The sequence below is a fragment of the Streptomyces griseoloalbus genome (assembly GCA_014650015.1).
Classification (GTDB): domain Bacteria; phylum Actinomycetota; class Actinomycetes; order Streptomycetales; family Streptomycetaceae; genus Streptomyces; species Streptomyces griseoloalbus.
On sequence record BMUD01000063.1, the window covers coordinates 1 to 2,913 of the forward strand.

1 protein-coding gene is annotated in these 2,913 nt (G+C 74.6%); it reads right to left on the reverse strand.

Features of this window, described 5'->3' with window-relative positions:
- On the reverse strand, positions 1–2,913 hold a 2,913-nt coding region (locus IE178_RS34920), incomplete at both ends, for an SDR family NAD(P)-dependent oxidoreductase (RefSeq protein ID WP_193515048.1).

The following is a 2,913-nucleotide window of genomic DNA, read 5'->3' on the forward strand; positions in this document are numbered from 1 at the left end:
CCTGCCCCGAGAACAGCACCGCCAGCGACCGCTCGGCGGCACGGCCACGCGCCACCTCGACCGGCGCCCCGCCCTCCAGGCTCGTGCCCGCGAGCAGGACCACGCGGTGCTCGAACACCGAACGGCCCGACGCCAGCGAGAAGCCCACGTCGAGCACCGACCCGGCGTCGAAGGACGTCACCCGGTCCACCTGTCCCGGCAGGGCCTCCTCGGACCGCGCCGAGACCGGCCACGGCACCAGGGCCGGCGAGACGGACGGCGTGGTGACCGTCTCCGGGGCCTCCGCGGCCGGTTCGGGCTGTTCGAGGATGACGTGTGCGTTGGTGCCGCTGAGGCCGAAGGACGACACACCTGCGCGCCACGGCCGGTCCGTGTCGGGCCACTCGGTGGGCTCGGTGAGGAGCCGTACCGCGCCGGCCTCCCAGTCGACGTGGGTGGAGGGCCGGTCGACATGGAGGGTCCTGGGCAGGGCGCCGTGGCGCATGGCGAGCACCATCTTGATGACGCCCGCGACTCCGGCGGCGGCCTGGGTGTGGCCGATGTTCGACTTGATGGAGCCGAGCAGCAGCGGACGCTCCGGGTCGCGGCCCTGGCCGTAGGTGGCCAGCAGGGCCTGCGCCTCGATCGGGTCGCCCAGGGTGGTGCCGGTGCCGTGCGCCTCGACGGCGTCCACGTCGGCGGGGGTGAGGCCGGCGCTCGCCAGGGCCTGGCGGATGACGCGTTGCTGGGAGGGGCCGTTGGGGGCGGTGAGGCCGTTGGAGGCGCCGTCCTGGTTGATGGCCGAGCCGCGGACCACCGCGAGCACCTGGTGCCCGTTGCGGCGGGCGTCGGAGAGGCGTTCCAGGACGAGCATGCCGACGCCCTCGGACCAGCCGGTGCCGTCGGCGGCGTCGGCGAACGCCTTGCACAGGCCGTCGCCGGCCAGGCCGCCCTGCCGGGTGAAGCCGGAGAAGTTCATCGGGGTCGACAGCACGGTGACGCCGCCCGCGAGGGCCAGGGAGCTCTCCCCGCTGCGCAGGGACTGGGCGGCGAGGTGCAGGGCGACCAGGGAGGAGGAGCAGGCGGTGTCGACGGTGAGGGCCGGGCCCTCCAGGCCGAGGGCGTAGGAGACCCGGCCGGAGATGACGCTGGTGGCGAGGCCGGTGCTGGCGTGGCCCTCGACGTCCTCGCGGGAGGTCATCACCAGGGTCGCGTAGTCCTGACCGGTGGTGCCGACGAAGATGCCGGTGGCGCTGCCGCGCAGGCTCTGCGGGTCGATGCCGGCGCGTTCGAACGCCTCCCAGGAGGTCTCCAGCAGCAGCCGCTGCTGCGGGTCCATGGCGAGGGCCTCGCGCGGGGAGATCCCGAAGAAGGCGGCGTCGAAGCCGCCCACGTCGTGCAGGAAGCCGCCGCGGCGGGTGGCGCTGACGCCCCGGTTGTCATGGCCGCCGCCGAACAGGGTGTCCAGGTCCCAGCCGCGGTCGGTCGGGAACGCGGTGATGCGGTCCTCGCCGTCGGCGAGCATCCGCCACAGTTCGTCGGGGGTGGTGATGCCGCCGGGCATGCGGCAGGCCATGCCGACGATGACCACCGGGTCGTCGGCGACGTCGGCGGCCACGAGGGGGGCGCCCAGGTCGCCGTGTTCGTCGAGGAGTTCGGCGACCAGGTGCTCGGCGAGGCCGTGCGGGGTCGGGTAGTCGAAGACGAGGGTGGCGGTCAGTCGCAGGCCGGTGGCGGTGGTGAGGCGGTTGCGCAGTTCGACGGCGGTGAGCGAGTCGAAGCCGAGTTCGCGGAACTCGCGGCCGGGTTCGATGGCCTTGGGCGAGGAGTGGCCGAGGACGGCGGCGGCCTCGACCCGTACCAGTTCGACAAGGTGGCGGACGCGCTCGTCCTCGGGGAGGGCCAGGAGGCGGCGCGTCAGGTCGGCGGCGGTGCTCGCACCGCCGACGGCGGTGGCGGCCGAGCGCCGGCCGGCGCGCACCAGGTTGCGCAGCAGCGGCGGCACCTCGCCCGGGATGCGCAGGTCGCCGCCGGTGGATCCGATGGGGACGACGAGCGCCTCGGCGGATCCGGTGGCGGTGTCGAAGAGGGCGAGGCCGCGCTCGACGGGGATCGGGGCGGCGCCGGACGCGGCGATGCGCTGCATGTCGGCGTCGGAGAGGGTGCCGGTCATGCCGGCGCTCTGCGCCCAGGCACCCCAGGCCAGGGAGAGGGCGGGCAGGCCGGAGGCGGACCGCTGCTGGGCGAGGGCGTCCAGGAAGACGTTCGCCGCCGCGTAGTTGCCCTGACCGGCGCTGCCCATCACACCGGACACCGACGAGTACATGACGAACGCGGCGAGGTCCAGGTCCCGGGTCAGCTCGTGCAGGTGCCAGGCGGCGTCGACCTTCGGCCGCAGCACGTCCGAGACCCGCTGCGCCGACAGGGAGGTCACCACGCCGTCGTCGAGGACGCCCGCCGTGTGCACGACCGCGGTCAGCGGGTGCGCGGTGTCGATGCCGGCGAGCAGTGCCCCGACCGCCTGCCGGTCGGCCATGTCGCAGGCGGAGATGTCCACGACCGCACCGGCGGCCGCGAGTTCGTCCCGCAGTTCGGCGGCGCCCTCGGCCTCGATGCCCCGGCGGGACACCAGGAGGAGGCGGCGCGCGCCCCGCGTGGTCACGAGGTGGCGGGCCAGTTCCCGGCCCAGGCCTCCCGTGCCGCCGGTGATGAGGACGGTGCCGTCGGGGTTCCAGCGCCGCGGCATCGTCAGCACGATCTTGCCGACGTGCTTCGCCTGGCTCATGAAGCGGAACGCCTCGCGTGCCCGCCGCACGTCCCACACCTTCAGCGGAAGGGGCCGCAGGGCGCCCTCGGCGAACAGGCCCACCAGCTCCCGCAGCATCTCCTGCGTACGGTCCGGACCCGCCTCACCGAGGTCGAAGGCCCGGTACG